Raw genomic sequence first — 26,486 nt, forward strand, 5'->3', positions numbered from 1 at the left:
GAGCGCGTTATCTGGCCAGCCACTGCCAACTGCGTTCATCTCGATCTTCTTTTTGTGGGAGGGGTAGCTATGGCAACTCGCAATGGCTCCAGACGTTTCAGGAATCTCGACGGCAGCGCGGCCCCTGGTACTGTGCTGCCGGCATTTCGCATGTTGGTCCTGGACAGCCTAGCCGGGCGTGGCCGCGGTGTTCCAAGAAAAGCACCCGTCCCATGTGTCGAGACCGACCTCGTAGCGATCGCCAGTCCGCCGGGACCGGGCGAAGGCGCTCGCCTCACCTGGATTGGACATGCAAGCTGGCTGGTGCAGCTAGAGGGCAAGTCGTTCCTCATCGATCCGATCTTTGGCGACCTTGCCCTGGGCCCGGGGGGACGAAATGTTCCGGCCGGCGTGCTGCCCGAAAACCTGCCGCCCATCGATGCCGTGCTGATCACGCACAACCACTACGACCACCTCGATCTTCCCTCCGTACAGCAGGTCGGTGCGCCGGTGATCGCCGGGCTGGGCATGCAGGCGTTCCTGGCGAAGAAGGGCATTCCCGCAAGCGAACTGAATTGGTGGGAATCCGCTGAACTTGGCTCCGCCAAAGTGTCTTTTGTGCCTGCTCAGCACTACAGCCGTCGTGGCCTCACCGACGCCAACGAAACGCTATGGGGCGGATTCGTCGTCGAGGGGCCATCCGCCAGCATTTATCACTCGGGCGATACGGGATATTTCGACGGCTTCCGGGAGATCGGTCGTCGCTTTCCGGCGATTGACGCGGCGCTTCTACCGATCGGCGCCTACGACCCGGCATGGTTCATGCGGGCGCAACACATGAATCCAGAGGAAGCTGTCCAAGCCTATCTAGACTTGGGTGCGCGGAGCTTTTTCGCCATGCACTGGGGGACGTTCAAGTTGACCTACGAACCGCTCGATGAACCTCCAGTTCGCCTGGCGGCGGAGTGGAAAAGACTGGGGCTGACTGCTTCAGAAAAGCGGGTTCTCGCCGTTGGCGAAACTGCAGAAGTGCGACGTCCAAATGAATAAGCCGGCTCTACAGCGGCGACCCACGCCGTCACCCACTGCAACGCCACGCCATCATCGCTTTATCGACGGCGCATGCGAACCTGCCATGTGCCAGGCAGAAGTGCCTGGGCTGGAAACGCTGTGTTCCGTTCGCTTGGCGGCGAAGCGCTCTGGCCGCTTGCCGCATGTAGCGAGTGAATCCCCTGCGTGGAAAGGCTGGATGGCGATTGGGGCAATGCTCTGGAGTGGCTCGGCGCTGGCTGAGGAGCGCTGCGACCGCAAAGGCATTGCGGCCGAATCCACGGTGAATCTGCGAATCGACAACGACATGTTCGGCGGCCTCGGGCAGGACCAGGGGTACTCCAATGGCTTCCTGCTCACGCTGGTTTCGCCGAATCTAATCCACCGTGCGGATGACCCGAGCCTGCCCGATATCGCCAGACGGTTGAACCACGCGTTCTCCGGCTTGCAGCCTGGCGGGTTCGATGAGTTGAACATGACTATTGGGCTCGGTCAGACGATGTACACGCCCACCGACCGCGAGCCGCACGAACTGATTGCAGACGACCGGCCTTACGCCGGCGCATTGATGTTCAGCGTAGGCTACAACGCTCGAAAAGGCGACGACCTGCGGACTTCGCAACTACGGTTAGGCATCGTGGGGCCTGCTGCCAAAGCCGGAGAAGTTCAGGACTGGTGGCACGGCGTCATTGGCGTGGACAGGTTCAATGGCTGGGACAACCAACTGCAAAACGAACCTGTGGTGCAGTTCATTCACGAGCGACGAAAGCGGTTCGCGCTGCAGCAGCCTGCCGGGCCATGGCGGTGGGACGCGATTACCCATTGGGGCGGCAGCCTGGGCAACTTCGCCACTTACGCCAACACCGGGATCGAGTTCCGTTTCGGCTATTTGCTGCCGGACGACTTTGGTACAGCGCCAATGCGGCCGGCCGGCGAGAACACATCCCCGATCCGCACGAGCGCGACGCAGGGGTGGCGCGGCCATTTCTTCGTCGCTGCCGATGCGCGTTGGGTCCTGCGCGACATCACGCTCGACGGAAATACCTTCCGCTCCAGCCACAGCGTGGACAAGCGCCCACTGGTTGCAGACATCGGCTTCGGTATCGCATTTACCCATGGCCACTGGCGTTTCGCCTTCGCGCGCTACCACCGGACCCGCGAGTTCGATGGACAGCGCGAGCGACCGGCCTTTGGGAGCTTCACCATTGGCAGGCGGTTCTGATGGAAGAAATCGCGTTCTCGATACAGCGACTAGACCGTCGCGCAGGTGGCCTGACTCAAGGAGAAACGAGGTGAGACCGATGAACTCGAAGTACGTCGTCGTGATGACCGGAGCCACAAGTGGGTTTGGCCAATTCACGCTGCAGGATCTGGCCGCTTCCCCTGACACAAGGGTCATCATAGGCGCTCGTGGAGAAAATCGCGCCGTGCCGAAAGGCGTTGATGTCTTGCCGCTTGATCTTGCCTCTCTGGCCAGCGTCCGCGACTTTGCCGGCGCCGTGATACGGCAGCTTGGGGATGAACGTATTGACATCCTTGTCCTCAATGCAGGCCTGCATGGCACACCCGCCGATCAGCGTAGCGCCGAGGGTTATGGCCTCACGTTCGCCGTGAATCACCTTGCTCACTATCTGCTGGCGCGTCTGCTGCTGCCGCATATCGCTGAGCGGGGTCGAGTGGTGATCACGTCGAGCAACATGCACAACCCGCCCATCAAAGCGATCGGTCCCAAGACGCTCGACCTTCAGGAGTGGGCGTATCCGCCGAAAGGCGGTTCGGGTGACGGCATACGCTCCTACACGGCGTCGAAATTGTGCAACCTCATGACGGCACTGTCCCTGGCCCGGCATGACACGGTGGTGGCGCGCCAGATCGAGGTCATCGCCTTCAACCCGGGCCTAACGGGTGGCGCTGCCGGCCGCGAGGCGTCTGCGTTGCAGAAGGCGCTCCTTAGCATCGTGATGCGCACGATCTTCCCTCTGGTCGGTATCTTCCGCCCCGAGTTCGTGATGAATGCGCCCGAGCACTCGGGTCGGATGCTGGCCGACGTGGCGCTCGGAACGCTTTCCCTGCCGGAGGGGCGCATTTACATCTCCCTCGTCAAGGGAAATCCCACCTTTCCCGATCCCTCGGAGCTGGCTCGCAACCGTGAGGCCCAGGAGCGCTTGTGGCGCGAGAGTGCCGTAATGGTGGGCGTGGAGGAGTCGTCTCCATGAGTTTCTTGAGAGAACCGATTCGCCCAATAGACAACCAAACCGCGAGCTTCTTGTAGTGGACAACCTGACTCACACTTTGGTCGGCGCCGCTTTGGGGCAGGCCGGGCTCAAGCGGCGAACGGCGCTCGCGATGCCGGCATTGATGATCGGCGCGAATCTGTCCGACGTGGATGTCTTGTGTATCGCTTTCGGCGAGGCTCTCTCGTGCAGGCGTGGCTGGACACATGGCCCGATCGGGTTGCTCGTGCTGCCAGCGGTTCTAACGCTCGTGCTGCTGTGGTTCGACAGATGGCAAACCCGTAGAGGTTCACGACCAGGCGCGCGCCCCGCCGTTCAGCCGGGGCAGCTCTTGTTGCTCAGCTATATCGGCGCGCTTTCGCACCCCTTGCTGGACTGGATGAATAGCTGGGGCATCCGGCTTCTGATGCCGTTCTCGGAGCGTTGGTTTTATGGCGATGCGCTTTTCATCGCCGATCCATGGATCTGGCTCGCCCTTGGCATAGGAATCTGGCTATCACGGCGCCGCGAGCGCTCGGGCGCAGGTCGGACATCCAGCCCGGCGATAGTGGCCCTTCTGGTAACCACACTCTATAGCGGCGCAATGGTCGCGAGTGGGCGAGTTGTGGAAGAACGTGTAGCCCGCGAGTTCAAGGAGTCTGGTCTGGGTCAACCGCAGCAGGTTCTGGCGAATCCGGTATTTGCCGACCCGTTCAGGCGGAGGATCGTCGTGCAGACAGAGCGTCAGTATGGCTTTGGTGATTTTCGCTGGCTTCCCAACCCTCATGTATCGCTGGACCAGGAACTTGTTTCCTCTCACATGGACCAGTCGGCGATTGCTCTGGTGGCTGGGCAGAGCAAGCAGATGGCCGATTTCCTGTACTGGTCTCGGTTCCCCTTCGCGATGATCAAAGGAAATGGTGAGAACACCAACGTCACTGTTGGGGATGCGCGGTTCGGAACGCGCCCGGATACGGGGGTTTTCTCGGTTAAAGCAGCGTTTCCACTGGAACTGACGAAGCAGAGCGACCCTGAGAGGTTGGTCGATTCGTGTGATAAAAAGTGCCCGGAGAATTGACTCCGCACACTTTGGCGTTCTCACCCTCAGAAATTAAATGCGGATAGCCTCAAGCGCGATCTATAGATTCGGCAAAATCAGAAAATTGGCTTTCACTCCAGGTACGCTTACATGATCAACACGATTCGGCCTGGCGGGCGCCGGCCGACTTCCGTGTCCTTGATCATTGACAGCGCATCGGCAAACGGCGCTTCCAGACCAATGGAAGAACGCAGCTTTCCGTCGCCGGCTAACTTGGCGATTTCCTCCAGATTCTTGAAACCGCCTGTCGAGAACGTCATCCGGTAGCGCCCGGAGATGAGGCCGCGCAGCATCCTGGCCGGAGTCGGATTGATGTCGATGAAGCGGCCCTTGGGCTTGAGCATCGCCAGTCCATCAGCGACGGCCAGCGTACCGAGCGTGTCGAACACCGCGTCGTAGAGGCCGTCGGATGCAAACGAGGCCTTCTCCGAGTAAGGAAACACCGGATTGACGCCAGCAGCCCTCGCTGCAGCGATCGAAGCATCGCCGCACGCGCCGCACACCTGCGCGCCATGCGCCTGCGCGAGTTGGACCGCGCTGCTGCCTACGGCGCCGCTGCAGCCGTGGATGAAGATTCTCGAACCGTGGCCCACGCGCGCGACGCCGACGACGGCCGCCCAGGCGGTTGCCGCCGGGATGGGGAGGCACGCGGCTTCGCTGAACGTGAGCGAGGCGGGCTTGCGGACAATGAGCTTGGCGTCGGCATCGACGACCTCGGCAAACGCACCTTGCCTCTTAATCTCGACCGTGCCGAAAACTTCGTCGCCCACACGGAAGTCGGTGACATCGGTGCCGACTTCTTCCACTACCCCAGCGAAGTCCGAACCCATACCCTGGGGAAACTTCCGTCCGGTGACGAACTTCATGACACCGCGCCGCAGCTTCCAATCCAGCGGATTGATCGCAGCGGCTTTCACGCGCACGCGCACCCGTCGGGCTTCGAGTGGGGGAAGTGTATATTCGGCGAATGCCATCGTCTCGGGGCCGCCGTAGCTGCTGAACTGCACTCTTTTCATGGTGTCTCTTTACCTTTCGGCTGCTTTTGGAATGTCAATGGATCGAGGGGGCGATGCTGGCCGGGAGCGTTCGCTCGTGGAGGTCTTCAACGTGACGTCCTGCGAGATGACGGATGTGGTTGCGGTGTCAAGCATCGCCAGCATCACCGAGGTCTGCCACTCGAAATACGGGTTGAAGGTGAGCCGTGCGTGGATCTTCCCTTCCTCTCGATAGCCCCAGTCCGAGTACCAGACGGGCTCCCCCTTTTCGCAGGCCTGCGTGTCGCCTTCACGCAAGCCGTTCAGGCACAGGCGCAGGCTGCCGCCGTCCCCATAAACAGTGTTAGCGGGAGAGAACGTGACGCTCATGTGCGAGAACTGGCTGATGCGCCATTCGGGCAGCCGGTCCTGCCGGACCAGAACGCGCCGGCGATCCGTCAGTCCGTCCGGCTCGCCTCCGTACCAGACCAAGCGGCTGTCCGGGTGCGTGAAGCGCTGCTGGAAGACATCGAACAGATAGTCGGTATCCAGCACGGAATCGTGCTCGGCAACGACCATGAAGACCGGCTTCTCATAGGCCCGGTCGCGCAGCAGCCGGCGTGCGTTGGCGCTGGTCCGATAGAACTGTGCGAACCCGTTGGACGGGACGTTGAAGTACTTGACGGCGTTCTGCATCGGAATCGTCCCGTCAGGCTTGATGAGCCAGGGCCGGACACGGGCCGCCAGCGGCGCAAGCCAATCGAAGGGCATGCTCTTGAAGCCGGGCGAGAACAGCACCAGTCCTGCGATCTCGGGATGCGAATACGCGTAGTCAAGGACCAGGTTCGCTCCCGTGGAGAACCCTCCTAGGTACACCTCGCCATCGACGTCGCGCTGCAGCGCCATGGCCTGTTCCCAGACCACTTGGCGCCATTGCTCCGCCGTTGTCGTCAGCAAGTCGTCGGGCCGCGTGCCGTGGCCGGGGAGGAGCACCGTTCGCACCAGTAATCCTTGGCTCGCCAATGGCGGCCCCACGTCGTGGAAGGACCAGGGCGAATCGCCGAGGCCATGCACGAACAGAATCCCTTTTCGCGGACGCGCTCCCGCCTCGGATTCAGCGGGCCGCCACTCCTGTGGGGCATTCCACGCCAACTCGGCATCCCGGTCGGCAAGCTGGAAACTGCGGCCGGCCTGGATTTGAGCGATCGTGTCGCGTCGATACTTTTCAAAGCTCACCGAGCCGACCGGAGACTCGCTGAAATCCACCGTTGCGCACCCGGACGACAGGCTGACTGCTCCGAGAACCACGGCGAGCAGCGCGGCACCTCGCGCTAAGCGCGAGATGACCGAGCGGACGCCGAATTCATGCCAGTTCGGCATGGTCTTCCTCGGTGAGGGAAATGCCACCGGCGGCGACGTTCTCCTGAAGGTGCTCGACGGAGCCCGTGCCGGGGATCGCCAGCATCACCGGGGAGGATGCCAACAACCAGGCCAGCGCGATCTGGGACGGCGTGGCACCATGCCTTCCGGCGACCCGGGCCAGCCGCCCGTCGTCGATCTCCCCCATGCCCCCACCGAGCGGGAAGAACGGGCAGAACGCGATGCCGGCTTCTTCGCAGGCCTTCAGCAGGCTCAGGTCCTCGCGCTTGGCGATATGGAAGTTGTTCTGCACGGCCGCGATCGGGGCGATGGCGCGGGCCTCGTTGAAGTGCCCGATATCGACGTTGCTGATGCCCAGATGCCGAATCAGGCCTTCTGCACGCAGTGCGGCCAGCGCCTCGAAGCGTTCGGCCAGCGACTCGCCGTGAGGCACCGTCATCTCGCCGATGCGCAGGTACACCAGATCGAGACGGTCCAGGCCAAGACTCGACAGGTTCTCTTCGACGAGCCTGCGCATGTCGGCACCGGTGGCCGGTCGATGGCTGCCATCCGGGTTGAACACGACCCCGACCTTGGTCGCGATCACCAGGTTGGACCGATAGGGATACAACGCCTCACGGATGAGCGCATTGGCGCGTACCGAACCATCGGTGCTCTGGTAGAACTCGGCCGTATCGATGTGGTTGACGCCGAGTTCGACTGCGCGGCGCAGCACGGCACGCCCGGTTTCCGGGTCTCGCGCCGGACCACGGAAGCCGTTGCAAGGCAGGCGCATGGCGCCAAAGCCCAGCCGGTTGATGGGCAGCTCTCCGCCAAGGCGGAACTCATTGGTACTGGGAAGCGAAGAATTCATTTCGTGTTCCTGATGGGAGTTGCGTGAGGTTGTCAGGTCGAGCGGGACGCGCGGATCACGCGCAACCCAACCGTTCGGCGATCCGGTCGAAGATGTATTCGGTGGCCGTCGCATAACCGCCGATCTGGCAGTGCGACTGCGCCGTCGAGGTCTCGTCGAACAACAGGTATTCCTTGGGACCTTGCAAGGCGTCGTAGAACGGCTTGGCTCCATGGAAGACCTCGCCGGTGCCGTCCAGCACGAGCGTCTCGCAGGTCACCTTGTCCAGAACGGCCGAGTTGTCGTAGGGCTGGAGGGCCTGCACCACATCCTTGATCGTGTTCGGCACGCCGTGCTTCCAGGCGTAGTCACGCACCAAGTTGCGCATCTGCTCCGGAATCTGGTCCAGCGGGTGGTCAGCGAAGCGCTCCAGTTGCGCGATGATCTGGCGGCCCCAACTGATGTTGCCGGGATCGGTGATGCAGAGCTTGATGCGCTTGTCGAACGCGGCCACGCGCGGCGCCAGATAGCCGCCGAAGCTCAGTCCCATCAGCGCGATGTTGGAGGCGTCGATTTCCGGGAATTTTTCCAGCGCGAAGTCGATCAGCGGGCTGACGACCTTTTCCCAATCCGGGCGGAAGGTGAGATTGTTCAGTCGCAGCGCGAATCCCTGGCCCGGACCATCGTAGGTCAGGCAGTGGATACCCCGTTGCAGCGCGCCTTCGCACACCCAGCGGGTGTCTTCGGCCCAGGTATCCCGGCCAGGCGTGACGATGAGCAGTGGTGCCTTTGCGCCCGCATGGGGCGACCGGTAGAAGTAGCCGGGAAGGAAGTCGCCCTCGTAGGGGATTTCGATGCGCTCGCCGGGGTAGCCCGACAGCTTGATGTAGCGCTCGTAGCACGAGGCGCTGGCGACCGCGTACTCCTTCATGCGCTTGTCCTCGAAGTCGCTGAAATACAGGAGCGCGCAGCGCCAGTAGGTGGAGGCCCGAAGAAAGGCGCTGGCGGCGGTGACGCGCTTGCCTTTTTGGTCAGCCGCTTCGGCCCTGTCCTGCAGCCGGCCTGCCAGCGCGGCCCAGGCACTGACCCAAGCCTCTTCGTCGCTGCCCTTGAGCTGGTGCACCACGTCCATGACCTCGCCGAAATCGGTCATGCCGTAGGGCATCAGGCTCAGGATGTGCTTGATCAGTGCGTCAAGCAGTACGTTGTCATTGAAAAAACCAGGGTCTGCCCAATGCTTTCCGACCTGTGCTGAAGTCGCCGCGCTGGCCTTTGCGCCGTGTACTTGTTTAGTGTCAAATTTATCTTTCTGATCGATCATGATGTGTGTACCTCATCCTTAATGTTGACAAATTGATCTCGCCTTGGATTCGGCCGGATCGCTCTCTCCGTTGGAGGTAGAGGACCGATTCATGGAGTGAGTGCTAACCCCGGACTAGAAAAATTCAGTTGTTATTTCTTCTCTCTACGCTCCACTCCACGGCTCAATGAGCCATGAAGAAAGGTCTGGACGGCGTGGCCCACAATTCGGTCGATCTCGCTGTTGGACAAAGGTGACGAACGGAGTCCTGAAGCTGCCAGCAGCTTGGCATGGCCGGCTACCAGGCCAATGAAATGTTCGGCAAGCACTTTGGCTGGAACCGCGCCAGACAGGTCTTTTCCCGATTGCTGTTGCGTCTCGATCCAGTCGGAGAGGATCTCGATGGCCTTGCCGTAACTCACTTCCCACATTGCCTGTGCAACATCGGGAAAGCGCCTGCCTTCATTGACTAAGAGACGGTGCAGGGCAAGCGTGCGTGGGGACAGTGCGGACTGTAGTAGCCGCTTGCCGAGCAATGGAAGCACTTCTTCTGGCCCGCCATTCCCGATTCGCAACTGCTCCAGCGGCTTCGCCACGTCTGCGCACAGACTGATCATGGCCTCCTTGAACAGTCCTTCCTTGCCGCCGAAGTGGCTATAGATGTTGCTGCGTGAACCTCCCACGCGGGCGATCAAGTCATCCACGGCGACGCTGTCGAAACCGCGTTCGAGGAATAGCTCAGCCGCAACGGAGATTAGATCCTGAAGGCGCTGTGCGCCCTTTGCGGTTCGATGCTTCGTCGGTGATGTGCGCTGATCCTTTACCACTTCGATTGTCCTTGGCTTCATCGTTTATGTAACGTACTATACAGTACACTTTCGGGCGTGACAACTGCACAGGCGCCAGCCGATAGGAAACATATGCCACCTCCGGCTGTGCGCTAACCAAAGTAAGGACTACAAAATGGAACTACGGCACCTGCGTTGCTTTGTCGCCGTTGCGGAAGAACTCCACTTCGCTCGTGCAGCGGAAAAGCTGCACATCGAGCAATCGCCCCTGTCGCGCACGATCAAGGAGCTGGAGGAAGAACTAGGGGAACAGTTGTTCATCCGCTCCAGCCGAAGCACGCGCCTGACACGGGCAGGCAAGCTGTTTCTAGAGCATGTGCCACGCGTGTTCACGGCCTTGCAGCAAGCGCGCGACAGTGTGAAAGCAGCATCCAACGGCTTCCACGGCCAGTTGAGAATCGCCGTTTCCGACGGCATCACGTCTTCGCGTCTCCCGAGCTTGCTGGCGATGTGCAGGCAGGAGGAACCCGAGGTGGATATTCGGCTTTTCCAAGTGCCGCTGTCACAGCAACTCAAGGGCCTGCAAGACGATCTGTACGACTTGGGGTTTGCTCAATCCGATGAAGTGGGTGACGGCATAACCGCCGAGGCCGTATGGAGCGATCCGCTCATGGTGGCTGTGCCCGCGCGGCATCACCTGCTCAAGCACAAGCGAATCCCATTGGATGAATTGCTGCAATTTCCGCTGGTGCTCTGCGATCCGCAGGCGTGCGAGGGCCATGCTCGCCAGGTGGAACGCATGCTGCGTCGATCCGACCGCGAGCCGCTGATCGCAGAACGTGTCGCTTCGTTCGAGCTGATGATGGTGGTGGTTTCCGCTGGCTTCGCCTTGGGTCTAGCCGGCTTGCCGCATATCGTGGCGAGCCGGGAATGCGGCGTGGTGGCCCGGCCATTGGCCGGGCGCTCCCCTATGCTGACCACCTACCTTCTGCGGCGCGAAGGGGAAGAGTCTGAAGTGCTGACTCGATTCGTCGAACGGGTACAGGCAATCGACTTGCCCGAAGGCGCAAGGCCCGTGCCGTCAGCCGAATCTGACCCACAGGAGGAAATCGAGCTATGAAGCGAATGACGCTATTGCTGCTGGCCGGCTTGCTCACGGCCTGCGGCCCATCTGAGACGCCCAAGCAGGCCAACATCCCGACCGTCGAGGAACTGGCTGCCGATCCTGCACGGTTGAAGGAGTTGCGTCAGCAGTGCAAGACCGACCGTGCGACGCTTGGCGACGTACTCTGCAACCGCGTGGCAGAAGCCACGCGCAAGCGGTTCTATGGCGACGGCAACACGCCCTATACCCCGCCGGAGGCGCCACCTAAGTTCTAGTCGCTAGTCCTTCACAAATTATTTTCCCTCTTAACCAAACACGCCGCAGCGCGCTCGCGCCTGCGGCGTTTCTATTGGTTTCGCTCCAGCCTGGAACGATGCTTTTTGCATCATCTTGCTTCCGATAACGGTCTTTGACCGGCACCTACCCGGCACCGATCCTCCCTCTATGCGGCACGTCCCTGTGCCGCTTTTGAACGAGGAATCAGCGCAGGGAAATCGGAGGCCAGTCGATGCAAGCTCAGGGCGTACTGTTCGGGCAGATCGCCGCCGTATTCGGCATCGTGATCGCCGGCGTGTGGAGTGCAACGCAATGGACAGCCGCCGCCCTGGGCTATCAACTACGCCTTGGCTCGCCGTGGTTCGACTTCTTTGGAACTCCGGTCTATCACCCTTGGCGGCTGTTCGAGTGGTGGTTCTTCTTTGACGCCTACGCGCCGCACGTCTTCGATATCGGCGGGGCTATCGCGGGTGGCAGCGGTCTGGTGGCCGTGGGGGTCGCCATCGCCATGTCGGTGTGGCGCTCGCGGCAAGCGCGCCTTGTCACCACCTACGGTTCGGCACGTTGGGCCGATGCGGACGACATACGCAAAGCCGGTCTGATCCAGCCCGACGGGGTTTTCCTCGGGCTGCATCGCGGCCAGTACCTTCGCCATGAAGGCCCGGAACACGTCCTGACCTTCGCCCCCACACGCTCGGGCAAGGGTGTGGGCCTGGTCGTTCCCACCTTGTTGAGTTGGCCCGCATCCGTCGTCGTTCACGACATCAAAGGCGAGAACTGGACGCTCACCGCAGGCTGGCGTTCGCGGTTTAGCCACTGCCTCCTGTTCAACCCCACGGATGCGCAGTCGGCAGCCTACAACCCGCTGCTCGAAGTCCGGCGCGGCGCGCATGAAGTCCGCGACGTGCAAAACGTGGCGGACATTCTGGTCGATCCCGATGGTGCGCTTGAGCGCAGGAACCATTGGGAAAAGACCAGTCATGCGCTGCTGGTCGGCGCGATCCTGCATGTGCTCTACGCGGGCGAGGACAAAACGCTACGCGGCGTCGCCAACTTCCTCAGCGACCCTGCTTGTCCCTTCGAGCTGACGCTGCACCGGATGATGACGACGAAGCACCTGGGCGATGCGCCTCACCCGGTTGTCGCATCCGCTGCGCGCGAAGTGCTGAACAAGTCAGACAACGAGCGGTCGGGCGTGCTCTCCACCGCCATGTCGTTTCTCGGTCTGTACCGCGACCCGACCGTGGCCGAAGTCACGTCGCGCTGCGACTGGCGCATCGCCGACCTGATTTCCGCCGAGCATCCGGTATCGCTCTATCTGGTCGTGCCGCCTTCCGACATCAGCCGCACCAAGCCGCTGATCCGGCTCATCTTGAACCAGATCGGGCGGCGGCTGACCGAATCGCTCGATGGCAGCGACGGCATCGCGCGCCGCCACAAGCTGCTGCTGATGCTGGACGAATTTCCGGCGCTGGGTCGTCTGGACTTCTTCGAGTCCGCACTTGCCTTCATGGCCGGCTACGGCATCCGCAGCTTTCTCATCGCTCAGAGCCTGAACCAGATCGACAAGGCGTATGGGCAGAACCATTCCATCCTCGACAACTGCCATGTCCGGGTGACTTTCGCCACCAACGACGAAAGGACGGCGAAAAGGATTTCCGAAACCCTCGGCACTGCCACCGAGCTTCGCGCGCAGCGCAACTACGCCGGCCACCGGCTCGCTCCATGGCTGGGGCACCTGATGGTGTCGCGTCAGGAAACCGCGCGTCCGCTGCTGACGCCCGGCGAGGTGATGCAGCTTCCGCCCGATGACGCCGTGGTCATGGTGTCCAGCGTCGCCCCGATCCGCGCGAAGAAGCTGCGCTACTACGCCGACGCCAATTTCAAGAATCGCGTCCTGCCACCGCCCGCGCTCGCAGTCGGGAGGTACGCCGACGCGCCGCCAGCCCACCCCGACGACTGGAGCGGCTTGGCGATCCCGGCCGTACCTGCGGCGCCGGCCTCGGCATCCGCCGATGGCCTGGGCGGCACCGATGACGGCGGCCCGCGCCGCCAGCCCGAACTCTCCGAAACCGTCGCCTACGACCCCGAGCCTGACGCACATGCGAACGACCTGGCTCTGCTCGATGACGACGACCTGGTGCTGCCACTTCCCGGCCAGCTCGACCCGTCCATGCAGCGCACGGCCCGGCTGGCTTCCCTCGACCCCAACGACGGAATCGACCTATGAGCCAATACCGCCTCAACCTTTTCATCCAGCCCGAGCACGCCAAGCGCCTGGACGAACTGGCCGCCAAGAAAGGTGTGTCCAAGTCCTCCATCGTCGCAGCGGCCTTGGCGTCCTGGCTGTCACCGGATGCTGGCGACCAGCGTGAGGCCGCTATTGCCAAGCGGCTGGATCGACTGTCGCGGCAGACCGAACGCCTGGAGCGCGACCAGAACATCCAGATCGAAACGCTGGCGCTGTTCATCCGCTATTTCCTGACCGTCAGCACGCCAGTGCCAGAAGCCCACCAGGACGCGGCCCGCGCCCAGGGCAAGGCGCGCTTCGAGCAGTTCGTCGAGCAGTTGGGCCGTCACCTGCTGCGTGGCCGCAGTCTGGTGCGCGACGTGGTGGAGGAATTGCACCCCGATCCGATGCGGATGGATGACGCAGCAGCGATGGCGTCCGCCCATGAACGAACTGCGGAGCGTGCATCATGAGTGCCGTTCCGCAGATCCCGCCCGAACCCCGGTCATCCGCAGCGGCGTCCCAGGATCGCCGCATCCAGATGCTGCGCACGGCGATGGGGCCGCTGATCGCCGCTGCGCTCGAAGACCCGGACGTGGTGGAAATCATGCTCAACCCGGATCGCACCCTGTGGGTGGATCGGTTGTCGTCGGGTCGCTCGCCGCTGGGCGTGGAACTGCCCGAAGCAGATGGCGAACGCATCATCCGCCTGGTAGCCGCGCATGTCGGTGCGGAGGTGCATCGCAGCCAGCCGCTCTTGACCGCCGAGCTGCCGGAAACCGGCGAGCGTTTCGAGGGCATCCTGCCACCGGCCGCCCCGGGGCCAGCCTTCGCGCTGCGCAAGCGGGCCGTGAGCATCATCGGTCTGGATCGCTACGTGGCCGACGGCATCCTGACCGCCGGGCAGGCCGAGTTCCTGCGCCGCGCCGTGCGCGAGCGGCAGAACATCCTGATCGCCGGCGGCACCAGCACCGGCAAGACCACGCTGGCGAACGCGCTGCTGGCCGAGATCGCCGCCACAGGCGACCGCGTGCTGGTGCTCGAAGACACCATCGAGCTGCAATGCGCGGCCCGCGACCATGTGCCGCTGCGCACCCGCGCCGGCGTCGTCACCATGACCGAGCTGGTGCGGGCCACGATGCGCCTGCGGCCTGACCGCGTGATCGTCGGCGAGGTGCGCGGCGGCGAGGCCCTCGACCTCATCAAAGTGTGGGGCACCGGCCACCCCGGCGGCATTGCAACCATCCACGCCGGCTCCGCGCTGGGCGCCTTGCTGCGCCTCGAACAGTTGATTCTCGAAGTCGCTGTGAATCCGCCGCGGGCGCTGATCGCCGAGGCGGTCAACGTCGTCATTCACATCGCCGGACGCGGCCGCAAGCGCCACGTCGAAACCATCGCCCGTGTCGTCGGCTTCGACGGCACCGGCTATCGCCTGGCGGACGCGCTGGAAACGCCGTTTCCCAAGCTGACGCCGGCTCCTCTCGCAGCCGACGCCGCTGCACATCCCCGTCCCCCAACCAACTTGGAGAACTGCCATGACGCACGTTGATTCTTTCCGCTTTTCCGTAAATCCGCTTCCTCACCTGTCCGGCCTAGCGCGACTGCGCAGCCTCGCCCGCCCTGCGGGGCAAGGGCTGCTGCTGGCCGCGCTGCTGCTGTTGCTGGCGGGCACGGCGCAAGCCGCCGGTTCCTCGATGCCGTGGGAGGGGCCCTTGCAGTCGATTCTGGATTCGATCCAGGGGCCGGTGGCACGCATCGTCGCGGTCATCATCATCATCGCCACGGGCCTGGCGCTGGCCTTCGGCGACACCAGCGGCGGCTTTCGCAAGCTGATCCAGATCGTGTTCGGGTTGAGCATCGCGTTCGCCGCTTCCTCGTTCTTCCTGTCGTTCTTCTCGTTCTCCGGCGGGGCCGTCGTATGAGTACGGCCAGCGACCTTCCGGGCTTCGAGGTGCCGCTGCATCGCTCGCTGACCGAGCCAATCCTGCTGGGCGGCGCGCCGCGCACCGTGGCAATTGCCAACGGCACGCTGGCCGCCGCCGTCGGACTGGGCCTGCAACTGTGGATTCCCGGCGTGGTGCTCTGGATCGTCGGCCACTCGCTGGCCGTATGGGGTGCTCGCGTCGATCCGCAGTTCATGCAGGTCTTCGCGCGGCATATCAAACATCGCCCGCTTCTGGACGTGTGAGGGGAGGACGCCATGCTGAACCTTGCCGAATATCGTCAGCGCCCGGCCTTGCTTGCCGACTGGCTGCCCTGGGCCGGGCTGGTCGCGCCGGGCGTTGTACTGAACAAAGATGGTTCGTTTCAACGCACGTTCCAGTTTCGCGGTCCCGACCTGGACAGTGCGACACAGGGCGAACTGATTGCCACGTCGGCGCGGCAGAACAACGCGCTTCGCCGTACCGGGTCTGGCTGGGCCTTCTATATCGAGGCCGAGCGAATGCGGGCATCGAGCTATCCGCAGTCCTCCTTTCCCGAACCACTGTCCTGGCTGGTGGATGAGGAGCGACGCGCGGCGTTCGAGGAGTCGGATGGCCATTTCGAGAGCGTCTATCACTTCACGTTGCAACACCTACCGCCGCAAGAGTCTCGCGCCCGTGCGGCTGGGATGCTGTACGAGAACCGGCCCACCGAGGGCGTGGACTGGCGCGGTCGGCTCGATTCCTTCGTGGCAGAGACCGATCGCGTGTTCGACCTGCTCGATGGTGTGATGCCGGAGATTGCCTGGCTGGACGACAGCCAGACGCTGACCTACCTGCATGCCACAGTCTCCACGCGCCGCTATCGCGTCGGCGTGCCCGACGTGCCGTTCCATATCGACGCGCTGCTGGCCGATGCCGCGCTGGTCGGCGGCCTGGCGCCCATGCTGGGCGATCAGCACCTGCGCGTGGTGTCGGTACGAGGCTTCCCGACCTCGACCTGGCCGGGGATTTTGGACGACCTCAACCGCCTGGGCTTTGCGTATCGCTGGAATACGCGCTTCCTGTGTCTCGACAAAGCCGAGGCGGAACGGGAGTTGGGGCGCTTGCGGCGCCAATGGTTCGCCAAGCGCAAGAACGTCATCGCGCTGCTGCGCGAAACGATCTTTCAGCAGGAAAGCCCGCTGGTCGATACCGATGCCAGCAACAAGGCCGCCGACGCCGATGCCGCCTTGCAGGAACTGGGCAGCGATCAAGTCGCCTTCGGCTACCTCACCGCCACGGTGACGGTGCTCGACGCCGACCCGGCCGTGGCCGACGAGAAGCTGCGCATGGTGGAGCGCGTTATCCAAGGCCGGGGCTTCGTGACGATCCCCGAAACCCTCAACGCGGTCGATGCCTGGCTGTCGTCCGTCCCCGGCAACGCATACGCGAACGTGCGTCAGCCCATCGTTTCGACGCTGAACCTGGCGCACATGATGCCGATGTCAGCGGTATGGGCCGGGCCGAAGAAGAACGACCACCTCGACGGCCCGCCGCTGATCGTGACACGCACCGATGGTGCGACGCCGTTCCGGCTGGTAACGCACATCGGCGACGTGGGCCACACCCTTGTCGCCGGGCCGACTGGCATGGGCAAGTCGGTGCTGCTCGCCATCCTGGCCATGCAGTTCCGGCGCTACTTCGGCTCGCGGATCTTCGCCTTCGACATGGGGCGCTCGATGCGCGCCACCATCCTCGGCCTTGGCGGTGAGCACTACGACCTCGGTGCCGATGGCGGCATCGCCTTCCAGCCACTCGCGCGAATTGCCCACGAGGGCTACCGCACCTGGGCCGCGGAATGGGTGGAGGGCCGGCTGCTGCACGAAGGCGTGACGGTCGGCCCGGACGAGAAGGCTGCCATCTGGTCGGCGCTGAGAAGCCTTGCCGGTGCGCCGGTGGAGCAGCGCACCATGACCGGCTTGTCGGTGTTATTGCAGTCCAACGCGCTGCGCCAAGCGCTCGCGCCCTATGTGCTGGGCGGCGCACACGGCAAGCTGCTGGACGCTGACCACGACCGGCTGGGCATGGCCGACGTGCAGGGCTTCGAGATGGAAGAACTGATGCACAGCCCCGCCGCCGTGCAAGCGGTGCTGCGCTACCTGTTCGCCCGCTTCGACGAGCGTTTCGACGGTGCGCCGACGCTGCTGATCCTCGATGAAGCGTGGCTATTCCTTGATGAGCCATCTTTCGCGGCCCGCATCCGGCAATGGCTCAAGACGCTCAGGAAAAAAAACGTCAGCGTCATCTTCGCCACGCAGTCGCTGGCCGACATCAAGGATTCGACCATCGCGCCCGCGATCATCGAGAGTTGCGCCAGTCGGATTTTCTTACCTAATCCGCAGGCGACCGAGCCGCAGATTCGCACGATCTACGAGGGCTTCGGGCTCAACAGCCGGCAGATCGAGATCGTCGCCACCGCGCAGCCCAAGCGCGACTACTACTACCAGTCGCGCCTCGGCAACCGCCTATTCGACCTCGACCTGGGGCCTGTCGCGCTCGCATTCGCGGGCGCATCCACCCCTCAAGACCAACGCGATATTGACCGCGTGCTGACGCAGGCCGGCGCTCCCGGCTTCGCCGGCGCGTGGCTGCGCCATCGCGGCCTCGGCTGGGCCGCCGACCTGCTGCCGTCCGCTCCGGCGGCAGCTTCCTTTCTCGCTTCTCAACCGCTGGAGGTTTCACTATGAAGACCAAGCCCCGTTTGCTCTCTGTCTCACTCGCTGCTGTGTTGTCGGTATTTCTGCTGGCCATGCAGCCCGCATCCGCGCTGACGGTGTTCGACCCGTCCAACTTCGTGCAGAACACGCTGACCGCCGTGCGCACGCTGGAACAGATCAACAACCAGATCAACCAGCTCCAGAACGAGGCGCAGATGTTGATGAACCAGGCCAGGAATCTGGCAAACCTCGACTTCAACATCGTCAACCGCCTGCGCTCGACGCTCGCCACCACCGAGCGCCTGATCGCCGAGGCGCGCGGCTTGGCCTACGACGTGCAGAGCATGGATGCCACGTTCGCCCGCCTGTACCCGGAACAGTACGCCGCCACCATCAGCGGCGACCGCATGGCGCAGGACGCCCGCGAACGCTGGCAGAACACCTTGAACGGCCTGCACACCGCGATGCGGATGCAGGCGCAGGTGTCGCAGAACCTCGCCCAAGACGAAAGCGCGCTGGCCGACCTCGTGAACCAGAGCCAATCGGCGACCGGCGCGCTGCAAGCGATGCAGGCGACGAACCAGCTCCTGGCTTTGCAGGCCAAGCAGTCGATCCAGGGGCAGCAGCTCCAGATCACGCAAGACCGGGCCGCTTCGCTGGAACTGGCGCGGCAAGCGGCGGCTATGGAGCGCGCCCGCGAAGTGCGGCGGCGCTTCCTCGGCACCGGCACGCCGTACACGCCGCAGTCCGTCAACTTCTACAACAACTGACCGGAGGCGGCCATGCGAAGCGCTTCCGTCCTGCTGGCCGTGCTGCTGACCGCGTGCGGCCAGCAGCCGGCCGAGAACCTGGCCGACGCCCTGGCCGCAGATCCGGTGCGGCTCAAGGCATTGCGCGGGCAATGCGCGGCCGACCGGCAGGCCGTGGGCGAGGATGCCTGCCGCGCCGCCGCCGAAGCCTTCCGGCGGCGCTTTTTCGCCGGCCATACCGGGCCGGACGAATACAACTCGCTGGCTGAACTTCCGCCGATTCCGCCGAGCTTCGATACGCCCGCAGATGAATTGCCAGAGGGCGCCGTTCTGCTCACTCCGTCCGAGGATTCGCCATGAACGACGTGACCATCATCGACCGTTTCCTCGATACGTTCTCGCGCTACATCGACTCGGGCTTCGGTTTGTTGCAGGGCGAAGTGGCGTTTCTCACCGCCACACTCATCGTCATCGACATGACGATCGCTGGTCTTTATTGGGCCATGAGCCACGCCACCGGCCAGGGCGATGACGTGATCGCCAAGCTGCTGCGCAAGGTGCTCTATGTCGGCGCGTTCGCCTACATCATCGGCAACTTCAACTGGCTGGCGAGCATCGTGTTCCGCTCGTTCGCCGGCTTGGGGATCACCGCGACCGGCTCGGCCATCACGATGGAGAACTTCCTTCAGCCTGGCCGGCTGGCGAAGACCGGCATCGACGCTGCCGCGCCGATTCTGGAACAGATCGGGGACATGGCTGGGTTCCCCGAGGTGTTCGTGAACATCGACCCCATCGTGGTGCTGTTCATCGCCTGGCTGGTGGTGATCCTCTGCTTCTTCGTGCTGGCGGTACAGCTTTTCATCACGCTGATCGAGTTCAAGCTGACCACGCTCGCCGGCTTCGTCTTGATCCCGTTTGCACTCTGGAACAAGACCTCGTTCCTCGCGGAAAAGGTGCTGGGCAACGTGGTGTCGTCAGGCATCAAGGTCTTGGTGCTGGCCGTCATCGTCGGCATCGGTTCCGGCCTGTTCGCCGAGTTCCAGGTGCATCCCGACGAGCCATCCATCGACCACGCGCTGGTCGTGATGCTGGCCTCGCTCGCGCTGCTTGCGCTGGGCATTTTCGGACCCGGTATCGCCACCGGCCTGGTGTCCGGTGCGCCGCAGCTTGGTGCGGGCGCGATGGCTGGTGCTGCGGTCGGCGCTGTCGGCACCGGCGTTGCCATCGGCGCCGCCGCAACGGGCGTGGGCGGCGCCGTCATGGCCGGTGCACGAATGGCCCCGGCGGCCGCAAAGCTGGCCGGTGCCGGGGCGCGTGCCGCGACTTCGGCGGCCGGCAGTGCCCGATCGGCGTTCCAGGCCGGTTCCACTGCGGCCGGCGGCGGTGCCAAGGGCGCGGCGGCTGGCCTCGGCAATGTCGCCAAGACCGGCGCACAAGCCGCAGGCCGCCGCGTCGCCTCTGGAGCTTCCGCTGCGGGGCAGAAGATGGCCGATTTCTTCCGCGCTGGCTGGAACGGCACAGAAGCCGGCAGCGACGGTGCTGGCCCCGGCCAGACCGCAGACGGCGCCGCAGGCTCGCAGAAGCAAGAGCAACCGGCCTGGGCCAAGCGGATGCACCGGCGCCAGCAGGCCACCCATGCCGCGACCACTGCTGCCCACACGCTGCGCGGCGGCGACGGCGGCGGCTCCGGGCAAGGCCCGAGCCTGCGGGATTCCGATACCTAACCTTCAAGGAGAACACCCATGCGATTCAAACGCCCGCAGGTGCGCTACGCCGATACGCCGCAGCCTGCCACCCCGTATCAAGCCGCCGCCCAGGTATGGGACGACCGTATCGGCTCGGCTCGCATGCAGGCCAAGAACTGGCGACTGATGGCCTTCGGCTGCCTAGTGCTCGCGCTGCTGATGGCCGGCGGCCTGGTGTGGCGCTCGGCGCAGTCCATCGTGACGCCCTATGTCATCGAGGTCGATCAGGCCGGGCAGGTGCGCGCCGTAGGTGAGGCCGCCACGCCGTACCGGCCCGGCGACGCGCAGATCGCGCACCACCTGGCGCGCTTCGTGACGCTGGTTCGCTCGCTGTCCATCGATCCCATCGTGGTGCGGCAGAACTGGCTCGATGCCTACGACTACACCACCGACAAGGGCGCGGCGGTGCTCAACGACTACGCCCGCACCAATGACCCATTCGCCCGCATCGGCAAGGAATCGGTGACGGTGCAGATCACCAGCGTGGTTCGCGCCAGCGACACGTCTTTCAACGTGCGCTGGACAGAGCAGCGCTACGTCAACGGTGCGCCCGCCGGCACCGAACGCTGGAACGCCGTGCTTTCGACCGTCCTGCAAACCCCGCGTACCGAACAGCGCCTGCGCAAGAACCCATTGGGTATCTACGTCAACGGACTGTCATGGAGCCGCGAACTGGATTCTTCCGAAGGAGCCAAACCATGAAACTTCGTTTCCGCCTTTACGTTTTTCCTTTGACGCTGCTGGCCCTCGCGGGCTGCGCCTCGCAGGGCAAGCCGCCGCCGTCCATCTCGCTCGACGAGCCGGTGCTGGCCCAGCCGTTGCCCGAACCGCCCAAGCCCGTCGAAGTCGTCGCCGTCCCTGAACCGCTGGCGCTGCCAGCGCAGTTGAAGCCGCTGCCGGAAGTCGATGAAGCCCCCGCTGCGCCGGAGCCGGCCGACGAAAAGGTGCGCGTTTCCCGTGCCAATGCAGAAGCGCGTATCGCGCCTACCCGTGAGGGCTACGTCAACGCGATTCAGGTGTGGCCGTTCACCGATGGCGCGCTTTATCAGGTCTATGCGTCGCCGGGGCGCGTGACGGTGGTTTCGCTTCAACCGGGCGAGGAACTGGTGACGGTCGCCGCCGGCGATACCGTGCGCTGGATCGTGGGCGACACGTCCAGCGGCGGCGGGGCCGATCTGCGCGTCAATGTGCTGGTCAAGCCCATCCGTTCCGGTCTGAAAACCAATCTCGTCATCACCACCAGTCGGCGCACCTACCTGCTGGAGCTGACCTCGACCGAGAAGGCATGGATGGCGTCGGTATCCTGGGACTACCCGAAAGACCGGATGCTCGCGTTGCAGCGCCAGGCGCAGGCTGCGCAGGCGACAACGCCTGTCGATACGGGCCTGTCGCTGGACAAGATCCGCTTCCGCTACGCGGTATCGGGCAGCAACCCGCCGTGGAAGCCGCTACGCGCCTTCGATGATGGAGAGAAGGTCTATATCCAGTTTCCGGCCGGCATTGCTCAGGGCGAGTTGCCGCCGCTGTTTGTCATCGGCGCGCAGGGCGACGGGCAATTGGTGAACTACCGTTTCCGCGCGCCGTACTACGTCGTGGATCGCCTGTTCGGCGCGGCCGAACTGCGGCTGGGCGGCGACGGCGGCGACTTGGTGCGGATCGAGCGCACCGATGGCGTTGCGCGGAGGAACTGACCATGAGCCAGGATGACACTCCCGACCTTGCCGCGCCGCAGGCGGCGGGCAAGATCGCTCCCGAGGCGGTGGCGCTGCGCGCCCAGCCGCGCCCGGTCACGCGCCTGAATCGGCGCACGCTGGCCATCCTCGCCGGCGTCCTGGCGGTGGCCGTGCTCGGCGCGCTGATGTGGTCGCTGCAACCTCAGCGGCGCGGTGCGGGCGAGCAGACCGAGCTTTACAACGTCGATCGTGTCTCGAAGTCGGAAGGACTGGATGCGCTGCCGACGGACTACTCCAAGCTGCCGCCGGCGTTGCCGCCTGCCGTTCCCGAACTGGGGCCGCCGCTGCCGGGCGATCTTGGCCCTGCCATCGTGAAGTCGCAGCAGCCGGCGACGGCCGCCTACGCGGCCCCCGGCCACGACCCGAACGATGCTCTGCGCAAAGAAGCCGAAGCGGCCGCGGCCTCGTCCGTGTTCTTCCGCTCGGGAGGGCAGAATGCGGCGCCGGTGGCGCAGACACAGGTGGCCGCTGCGCCGGGCTTCGCCGCCAATGCGGCGTTTGACCCGCTGGCGGCCGGGCCGGCCTCCACGGCGGCCCAGCCTGCTGACCCGACAGCGGTGCAAAACCGGCAAGACCAGAAAGAGGCTTTCCTGAAAGGTGGCTCCACTGAAACCCGTAATTCCGGCAATCTGACCCTGCCAACTTCGCCGTATCAGGTCATGGCCGGAACGGTGGTCGCAGGTGCCTTGGTGACGGGCATCAAGTCGGACTTGCCCGGCGACGTGATCGCCACGGTGACGGAGCCGGTCTATGACACAGCCACCGGGCGCTTCCTGCTGATTCCGCAGGGTTCGCGCATCCTGGGCAAATACAACAGCCAGGTCAGCTACGGGCAGAGCCGCGTTCAAGTCGTCTGGAACCGGATCATCCTGCCGGACACGTCTTCGCTCACGCTCGACAACCTGGCCGGCACCGACCCAGCCGGCTATGCCGGGCTGGAGGACGATGTGGACTACCACTGGGGCCGCATCTTTGCCGGTGCGGCACTCACCACGCTGCTGGGCGTCGGTGCCGAGCTGGCCGCGCCGGAGAACCGGCAGGATGGTGATCGCGTCATCATCGCTGGGCGCGACAGCGCGCAAGACAGCATCAATCAGGTCGGCCAGGAGATGACCCGGCGCAACCTCAACATTCAGCCGACCTTGACGCAACGACCGGGCCTGCCGGTTCGCATCATCGTCAACCGGGATCTGGTGCTGCGGCCGTACCAGCCGCTGTTCTTCAACCGGGGGACTTCACGATGAGCACGACCAAGAAGCTGCGGCTTGGCCCGCTGCCGAAGACCGAGAGCACCAAGCTGACTTTCGTTTGCCCGACCAGTTTAAAAGCCGACCTCGACCGCTACGCCGCGCTACACGCGCAGGCGTATGGCGAGGCAGTCGATGCGGCGACGCTGATCCCGCATATGCTGGAAGCGTTCATGGCGGGCGATCGAGGATTCAGGAAGGGCACGGCGACCCGCAGCGCACCACCGAAGCCGCCATGATTGCACCGCATACTATTCAACGGCATCCATCGAACGCGCAGCCCAGGCTGCGCGTTCTTCATTCTGGATGCCGCCGAGCCTGTTGGGCTATGATGATGCGACAGGCCCGCCGTTCCTCGGCAATCGAGCACTACACAGTGCGATGCGGCTTTCTCTCCCAAAGCTCCTATGTCGCTCCTAGCCGACGACGCCGCTCTTCTTCAAAGCGGCCCCGAAAGGAGCTAACCTACTGTCCCATATACGGTTTCAAGCCCTTCTTGATTTGAGCCGAAGACTTGACACCGGCACTTTTTTGTGCGCTTAGTCAACAGTCAGCACGCGGGTGGTGTTGGTGCTGCCAGTGGTGCCCATCATGTCGCCCTGGGTGACGATCACCAGATCGCCGGTCACCAGATAGCCTTTGTCGCGCAGCAGATTCACCGCATCCTGCGCCGCCGCCACGCCGTCGTTGGCGCTGTCGAAATAGACCGGCGTCACGCCGCGATAGAGGGCGGTAAGGTTCAGGGTGCGCTCGTGGCGGGACATGGCGAAAATTGGCAGACCGGAGCTGATACGGGATGTCATCAGCGCGGTACGGCCCGATTCGGTCATGGTGATAATCGCGCTTACGCCTTTCAGGTGGTTGGCGGCGTACATTGCCGACATCGCGATCGCTTCTTCGACGTTATCAAACTCCACGTCCAGGCGGTGTTTGGAGACGTTGATGCTTGGGATCTTCTCAGCGCCCAGGCAGACGCGTGCCATCGCTGACACGGTTTCCGCCGGGTACTGACCCGCCGCGGTTTCTGCGGAAAGCATGACCGCGTCGGTGCCGTCCAGCACGGCGTTCGCCACGTCCATGACTTCGGCGCGGGTCGGCATCGGGTTGGTTATCATCGACTCCATCATCTGGGTCGCGGTAATGACGGCACGATTCAGCTTACGGGCACGACGAATCAGGGTTTTCTGGATGCCCACCAGCTCCGGATCGCCGATTTCAACGCCCAGATCGCCGCGCGCCACCATCACGACGTCAGACGCCAGAATAATGTCATCCATCGCTTCATTGCTGCATACCGCTTCGGCGCGCTCTACTTTAGCGCAGATTTTCGCGTCGCAGCCTGCATCGCGCGCCAGACGGCGTGCATAGTTGAGATCTTCGCCGCAGCGCGGGAAGGAGACGGCCAGATAATCCACGCCGATTTTCGCGGCGGTGATAATGTCCGCTTTGTCTTTTTCGGTCAGCGCTTCGGCGGAAAGGCCGCCGCCCAGCTTGTTGATGCCTTTGTTGTTGGAGAGCGGGCCGCCCACAGTCACTTCGGTGAACACTTTCATGCCCTGAACGTCCAGCACTTTCAGCTGCACGCGACCGTCGTCCAGCAGCAGGATATCGCCCGGCACCACATCCGCTGGCAGGCCTTTATAGTCGATACCGACTTTTTCTTTATCGCCTTCGCCTTTGCCGAGGTTGGCATCCAGCAGGAATTTGTCACCGATGTTTAAGAAAACTTTGCCTTCTTTGAAGGTGGAAACGCGGATCTTCGGCCCCTGGAGGTCGCCAAGGATAGCGACGTGACGTCCCAGTTTGGCCGCGATCTCGCGGACTTTATCAGCGCGAAGCTGATGATCTTCCGGCGTCCCGTGCGAGAAGTTCATGCGTACTACGTTCGCGCCGGCGGCGATAATTTTTTCCAGGTTATTATCGCGGTCGGTAGCCGGGCCTAACGTGGTAACGATTTTGGTTCTGCGAAGCCGTCTGGACATGTATTACTCCGTTGACTGAAACAACTTTGGTGTTGCGTGAACAAAAATTCGGCGCGGTGGCCTGTTTCGAAAGAGACACAAACCATAACCGAATGGCTTTATAAGTTACAACTTTGTTATCAATATGCTTACTGGTCGTCAGAAACCAGTAAGGTCTTATCAAAACGCGATTCCTTGAGCGCTTCTTTGACTCGCTTCAAGTTATCCCGGAATTTTGCGCCGCGACGCAGCGTAAAGCCGGTCGCCAGGACGTCGATGACGGTCAACTGGGCGAGCCGCGACACCATCGGCATATAGATGTCGGTATCTTCCGGTACGTCCAGCAGCAGCGCCAGACTCGCCTCACGGGCGAGCGGCGATCCGCGCGAGGTAATGGCGAGCACCAGCGCGTCGTTTTCGCGCGCCAGCCGCGCCAGCTCAACGAGACTTTTGGTGCGGCCAGTGTGCGAGATAAGCACCACGACGTCATCGGCGCCGCCGTTCATGCAACTCATACGCTGCACGACAATATCTTCGGAATAGACCACCGGCACGTTAAAGCGAAAAAACTTATTCATGGCGTCATGCGCCACGGCCGCCGACGAGCCCAGCCCGAAAAAGGCGATTTTTTTGGCCTGAGTGAGCATGTCCACCGCGCGGTTGACCGTCGTCATATCGAGCGACTGGCGCACGTGGTCGAGGCTTGCCATCGCCGACTCGAAAATTTTGCTGGTATAGGCTTCGACGCTGTCATCTTCATCGACGTTGCGATTCACATACGGCGTGCCGTTGGCGAGGCTCTGGGCGAGATGCAGTTTAAAATCGGGAAAGCCTTTGGTATCAAGGCTGCGGCAGAAACGATTGACGGTCGGCTCGCTCACGCCCGCTTCGCTCGCGAGTGTCGCGATACTGGAGTGAATGGCCTGAGACGGCGATTCCAGAATCACTTCGGCGACTTTGCGTTCGGATTTACTCAGATGTTCCAGTTGCGACTGGATCTTTTCCAGCATGTTCATTGCTAACATGTGACCCGCAGAGAAAGTCATTTCACACGATTGGGAAACAACGATTAGTTTTATCAAGAATATACTCCTGATAATGACGGCGTGGGCTCGCGCGCGCGAACAAAGTTGTTGTTTTTTTTCATAACATGATCGCGGTCTGATTTTGTTATGGCGGCCGCGGCGGAAAAAGCGTCCGCCGC

General features: G+C 63.2%; 26 protein-coding genes. 19 read left to right on the plus strand and 7 right to left on the minus strand.

The window, feature by feature from the left end; genetic code table 11:
* Window positions 1-69 precede the first annotated feature (69 nt).
* The 4 genes from AFK63_RS06540 (at window position 70) to AFK63_RS06555 (ending at window position 4,320) form a co-directional block, all read left to right on the plus strand.
* Complete coding sequence (locus tag AFK63_RS06540; RefSeq protein WP_032805126.1) at window positions 70-1,029, plus strand: MBL fold metallo-hydrolase; 960 nt, start codon at window positions 70-72, stop codon at window positions 1,027-1,029.
* Between the two features lie 199 nt (window positions 1,030-1,228).
* The gene (locus tag AFK63_RS06545; RefSeq protein ID WP_050555886.1) at window positions 1,229-2,251 is read left to right on the plus strand and encodes a lipid A deacylase LpxR family protein; all 1,023 of its coding nucleotides are present in this window, start codon (window positions 1,229-1,231) and stop codon (window positions 2,249-2,251) included.
* A gap of 79 nt (window positions 2,252-2,330) precedes the next feature.
* Window positions 2,331-3,245, plus strand: coding sequence for an SDR family NAD(P)-dependent oxidoreductase (locus AFK63_RS06550; RefSeq protein ID WP_032805798.1), 915 nt, complete (start codon window positions 2,331-2,333; stop codon window positions 3,243-3,245).
* 55 nt (window positions 3,246-3,300) lie between these two features.
* Entirely contained in the window at window positions 3,301-4,320 is a 1,020-nt protein-coding gene (locus tag AFK63_RS06555) for a metal-dependent hydrolase (RefSeq protein WP_071603668.1), read from the plus strand.
* 107 nt (window positions 4,321-4,427) lie between these two features.
* Here the strand turns inward: AFK63_RS06555 and AFK63_RS06560 are convergent, their stop codons facing one another.
* The 5 genes from AFK63_RS06560 to AFK63_RS06580 all read right to left on the minus strand — a co-directional run bounded on the left by AFK63_RS06560 (window position 4,428) and on the right by AFK63_RS06580 (window position 9,654).
* Window positions 4,428-5,357, minus strand: coding sequence for an NADP-dependent oxidoreductase (locus tag AFK63_RS06560; RefSeq protein ID WP_032805122.1), 930 nt, complete (start codon window positions 5,355-5,357; stop codon window positions 4,428-4,430).
* Window positions 5,358-5,366: 9 nt separating this feature from the next.
* The gene (locus AFK63_RS06565) at window positions 5,367-6,695 is read right to left on the minus strand and encodes an alpha/beta hydrolase (protein WP_033944414.1); all 1,329 of its coding nucleotides are present in this window, start codon (window positions 6,693-6,695) and stop codon (window positions 5,367-5,369) included.
* Window positions 6,679-7,548, minus strand: coding sequence for an aldo/keto reductase (locus tag AFK63_RS06570; protein ID WP_007704388.1), 870 nt, complete (start codon window positions 7,546-7,548; stop codon window positions 6,679-6,681). The genes AFK63_RS06565 and AFK63_RS06570 overlap by 17 nt, the downstream gene beginning before the upstream one ends.
* 55 nt (window positions 7,549-7,603) lie before the next feature.
* On the minus strand, window positions 7,604-8,848 hold the full coding sequence (locus AFK63_RS06575) for an alpha/beta hydrolase family protein (protein ID WP_007704378.1): 1,245 nt from the start codon (window positions 8,846-8,848) through the stop codon (window positions 7,604-7,606).
* A gap of 131 nt (window positions 8,849-8,979) precedes the next feature.
* A complete protein-coding gene (locus AFK63_RS06580) occupies window positions 8,980-9,654 on the minus strand; it encodes a TetR/AcrR family transcriptional regulator (protein ID WP_032805120.1) in 675 nt (224 codons plus the stop codon).
* A 136-nt stretch (window positions 9,655-9,790) separates the two neighbouring features.
* Here AFK63_RS06580 and AFK63_RS06585 point away from each other — a divergent pair, with 136 nt between their 5' ends.
* The 15 genes from AFK63_RS06585 to AFK63_RS06655 all read left to right on the plus strand — a co-directional run bounded on the left by AFK63_RS06585 (window position 9,791) and on the right by AFK63_RS06655 (window position 23,560).
* Complete coding sequence (locus AFK63_RS06585; RefSeq protein WP_007704377.1) at window positions 9,791-10,735, plus strand: LysR family transcriptional regulator; 945 nt, start codon at window positions 9,791-9,793, stop codon at window positions 10,733-10,735.
* Window positions 10,732-10,995 (plus strand): EexN family lipoprotein, encoded by a 264-nt coding sequence (locus AFK63_RS06590; RefSeq protein WP_038862368.1) that lies wholly within the window; start codon window positions 10,732-10,734, stop codon window positions 10,993-10,995. Before AFK63_RS06585 ends, AFK63_RS06590 begins: the two co-directional genes overlap by 4 nt.
* A gap of 233 nt (window positions 10,996-11,228) precedes the next feature.
* Entirely contained in the window at window positions 11,229-13,226 is a 1,998-nt protein-coding gene (locus tag AFK63_RS06595) for a conjugal transfer protein TraG (protein ID WP_038858338.1), read from the plus strand.
* Window positions 13,223-13,699, plus strand: coding sequence for a ribbon-helix-helix protein, CopG family (locus tag AFK63_RS06600; protein WP_007704373.1), 477 nt, complete (start codon window positions 13,223-13,225; stop codon window positions 13,697-13,699). The genes AFK63_RS06595 and AFK63_RS06600 overlap by 4 nt, the downstream gene beginning before the upstream one ends.
* Window positions 13,696-14,775 carry a P-type conjugative transfer ATPase TrbB gene (trbB, locus tag AFK63_RS06605; protein ID WP_032805118.1) on the plus strand — a complete coding sequence of 360 codons (1,080 nt, stop codon included), beginning with the start codon at window positions 13,696-13,698 and terminating at the stop codon, window positions 14,773-14,775. The genes AFK63_RS06600 and trbB overlap by 4 nt, the downstream gene beginning before the upstream one ends.
* Window positions 14,762-15,148, plus strand: a complete 387-nt coding sequence (locus tag AFK63_RS06610) for a TrbC/VirB2 family protein (RefSeq protein ID WP_007704369.1) — start codon at window positions 14,762-14,764, stop codon at window positions 15,146-15,148. Before trbB ends, AFK63_RS06610 begins: the two co-directional genes overlap by 14 nt.
* Complete coding sequence (locus tag AFK63_RS06615) at window positions 15,145-15,414, plus strand: VirB3 family type IV secretion system protein (RefSeq protein WP_006378802.1); 270 nt, start codon at window positions 15,145-15,147, stop codon at window positions 15,412-15,414. Before AFK63_RS06610 ends, AFK63_RS06615 begins: the two co-directional genes overlap by 4 nt.
* Window positions 15,415-15,426: 12 nt before the next feature.
* Window positions 15,427-17,877 (plus strand): conjugal transfer protein TrbE, encoded by a 2,451-nt coding sequence (gene trbE / locus AFK63_RS06620; RefSeq protein WP_038862369.1) that lies wholly within the window; start codon window positions 15,427-15,429, stop codon window positions 17,875-17,877.
* Window positions 17,874-18,617, plus strand: coding sequence for a P-type conjugative transfer protein TrbJ (gene trbJ, locus AFK63_RS06625; RefSeq protein ID WP_007704359.1), 744 nt, complete (start codon window positions 17,874-17,876; stop codon window positions 18,615-18,617). Before trbE ends, trbJ begins: the two co-directional genes overlap by 4 nt.
* 12 nt (window positions 18,618-18,629) lie before the next feature.
* A complete protein-coding gene (locus AFK63_RS06630) occupies window positions 18,630-18,956 on the plus strand; it encodes a hypothetical protein (protein ID WP_038858343.1) in 327 nt (108 codons plus the stop codon).
* Window positions 18,953-20,320 (plus strand): P-type conjugative transfer protein TrbL, encoded by a 1,368-nt coding sequence (gene trbL, locus AFK63_RS06635; RefSeq protein ID WP_053531560.1) that lies wholly within the window; start codon window positions 18,953-18,955, stop codon window positions 20,318-20,320. The genes AFK63_RS06630 and trbL overlap by 4 nt, the downstream gene beginning before the upstream one ends.
* An 18-nt stretch (window positions 20,321-20,338) precedes the next feature.
* Complete coding sequence (gene trbF / locus AFK63_RS06640; protein WP_007704357.1) at window positions 20,339-21,043, plus strand: conjugal transfer protein TrbF; 705 nt, start codon at window positions 20,339-20,341, stop codon at window positions 21,041-21,043.
* A complete protein-coding gene (gene trbG, locus AFK63_RS06645; protein WP_038858346.1) occupies window positions 21,040-22,032 on the plus strand; it encodes a P-type conjugative transfer protein TrbG in 993 nt (330 codons plus the stop codon). The genes trbF and trbG overlap by 4 nt, the downstream gene beginning before the upstream one ends.
* A 2-nt stretch (window positions 22,033-22,034) precedes the next feature.
* Complete coding sequence (locus tag AFK63_RS06650) at window positions 22,035-23,318, plus strand: TrbI/VirB10 family protein (protein WP_038858348.1); 1,284 nt, start codon at window positions 22,035-22,037, stop codon at window positions 23,316-23,318.
* Window positions 23,315-23,560, plus strand: a complete 246-nt coding sequence (locus AFK63_RS06655; RefSeq protein WP_007704353.1) for a DUF2274 domain-containing protein — start codon at window positions 23,315-23,317, stop codon at window positions 23,558-23,560. The genes AFK63_RS06650 and AFK63_RS06655 overlap by 4 nt, the downstream gene beginning before the upstream one ends.
* Window positions 23,561-23,860: 300 nt before the next feature.
* On the opposite strand, the gene pyk is transcribed toward AFK63_RS06655, so the two are convergent.
* Together pyk and AFK63_RS06665 are read right to left on the minus strand one after the other, a co-directional pair.
* Window positions 23,861-25,303: a pyruvate kinase gene (pyk, locus tag AFK63_RS06660; RefSeq protein WP_038862378.1), complete on the minus strand. Its 1,443-nt coding sequence runs from the start codon at window positions 25,301-25,303 to the stop codon at window positions 23,861-23,863.
* 128 nt (window positions 25,304-25,431) lie between these two features.
* Window positions 25,432-26,298, minus strand: coding sequence for a MurR/RpiR family transcriptional regulator (locus AFK63_RS06665; protein WP_038862379.1), 867 nt, complete (start codon window positions 26,296-26,298; stop codon window positions 25,432-25,434).
* Window positions 26,299-26,486: the final 188 nt, after the last annotated feature.

Source organism: Cronobacter muytjensii ATCC 51329 (assembly GCF_001277195.1).
Lineage (GTDB): Bacteria > Pseudomonadota > Gammaproteobacteria > Enterobacterales > Enterobacteriaceae > Cronobacter > Cronobacter muytjensii.